Annotated in this window: 3 protein-coding genes; all 3 read right to left on the bottom strand. The window is 70.0% G+C overall.

Annotated features, from left to right (window positions below; translation table 11 throughout):
* Positions 1 to 636, bottom strand: a 636-nt coding sequence (locus BN4346_RS47035) for a Ppx/GppA phosphatase family protein (RefSeq protein ID WP_067977112.1), incomplete at its 3' end; no start/stop codon positions are given.
* Positions 627 to 1,118: a DUF501 domain-containing protein gene (locus BN4346_RS47030; protein ID WP_067977111.1), complete on the bottom strand. Its 492-nt coding sequence runs from the start codon at positions 1,116 to 1,118 to the stop codon at positions 627 to 629. The genes BN4346_RS47030 and BN4346_RS47035, both read right to left, overlap by 10 nt.
* A partial coding sequence (locus BN4346_RS47025; protein WP_067977110.1) for an FtsB family cell division protein occupies positions 1,111 to 1,649 on the bottom strand: 539 nt, incomplete at its 5' end. The genes BN4346_RS47025 and BN4346_RS47030, both read right to left, overlap by 8 nt.

Raw genomic sequence — 1,649 nt, 5'->3', positions numbered from 1 at the left:
CGTTCGGGCGTGCTGCACCGGCACCGCCTGTACCGCCTCGCCGAGTAGTTCGCGGGCCACCTCGCGAGCGGCCGCGACTTCCTCGGCGGTCGGCGGGTCGGAGTGCAGGCACCGTTCGGTCAATCGGACACAGCCGACGTTCGCCGAATAACTCGCCGACACCCCGTTGTCCGGATCACCGAGCACCACTTCGGTGGAACCACCACCGAGGTCGACGACCACGAACGGCCCGTCGGCACTATCCAATTCACCCACCGCACCGCGGAAGGACAGCTCGGCTTCCTCCTGCCCGGTGATCACCTCGGCGATCGCACCCGGAACGGCGCGTCCCAGCACCTGCGCCGTCATGGCGAAGAACACCTCGCGGTTGGCCGCGTCGCGGGTGGCTGAGGTGGCCACCATCCGCACTCGCGAAACTCCGTGTGCCACCAGCAACTCGACGTAGTCCTCCAGGGCCGCGCGGGTGCGCTCCAGCGCCTCGGGGGCAAACTGTCCGGTGGCGTCGACGCCCTCGCCCAACCTGACGATGCGCATCTCCCGGTGGACATCGCGCAGTCGACCTTCGACCGGCTCGGCGATCAACAGCCGAATCGAGTTGGTGCCGCAATCGATTCCGGCCAGGAGTGTCACAACCACTCCTCCGGACGGAGAATCCCGGCCATCGCCGGCTCGGCGGCCAGGACGGCCAGCGCTTCGTCACCGAACGGGTTGACGCCGCGGCCCTTGGCCAGGGAATGCGCCATCAGCACGTGCAGGCATTTCACCCGGTCGGGCATGCCCCCGCCGGTGAACGTGGTTCCCAACGATTCGATCGCATCCCGCTCGGCGAGATAGGACTCGTGCGCGGCCCGGTAGCCGGCGGCGAGTTCGGGATCGTGCTGCAGCCGCTCGGTCATGTCGGCCATCAGACCCGACGATTCCAGCCGGCTGGCGGCCGCGGTCAGCGCCGGGTGCGTCAAGTAATACAGGGTGGGAAACGGTGTTCCGTCCGGCAGCTTCGGGGCCGTCTTGACCACGGCGGGTTCGCCGTTGGGACACCGATAGGAGATCTCCAGGACGCCGCGAGGCTCTCGGCCCAATTGCCGGCCCACCGCGTCCAGGTCGGCGGGATCAACCAACGGGCACCCCAGGTACGGGCGGAACCGGAAGCCACGGCGGTGCGGGCGGCGGCGGCGGAGGGTGCGGCGCGTCGGCGATGGTGTGCCACAGCGCGGTGTACCAGGGGTCACCGCTGGGGGCGGCCAGGGGTTCGGCACCCGGTTCGCCCGGCACCTCGACGGGCGCGGGCAGCTGGACCTGATACGGGATCTCGCCGGGCATGACGAAGCCGAGCCGCTGGCGGGCCTGCGCCCGGATGTGCGCGGGGTCGTCCAGGTTGGCCTTCTGTTGCTGCAGGTCGGTGATCTGACGGTGCAGGGTGGTCTCCAATTGGGACTGCTGTTTCATCTCCGCGTGCTGGGCGAAGAACGTACGGACCGGCCCGGCGACGGTCAGGGTGAGCACACACATCACCGCGGCCAGGATCACCGCACGCCGAGCGGTGAAGCCGACGCGCAGCTCCGAACTCTGCTCGGCGGCCGCCGCAATGGCTCGTTTGACCGCACCGGCCGGTGACGGCGGTGGGGTCCGCGCCGCGCCCGCCCCGCGGC

Origin of the sequence: Mycolicibacter icosiumassiliensis, from assembly GCF_900078685.2 — a bacterium.
In the GTDB taxonomy this organism is placed as follows: Bacteria; Actinomycetota; Actinomycetes; order Mycobacteriales; family Mycobacteriaceae; genus Mycobacterium; species Mycobacterium icosiumassiliensis.
The sequence above is the reverse complement of the archived record's forward strand: the minus strand, read 5'-3'. Positions and strand labels throughout refer to the sequence as shown.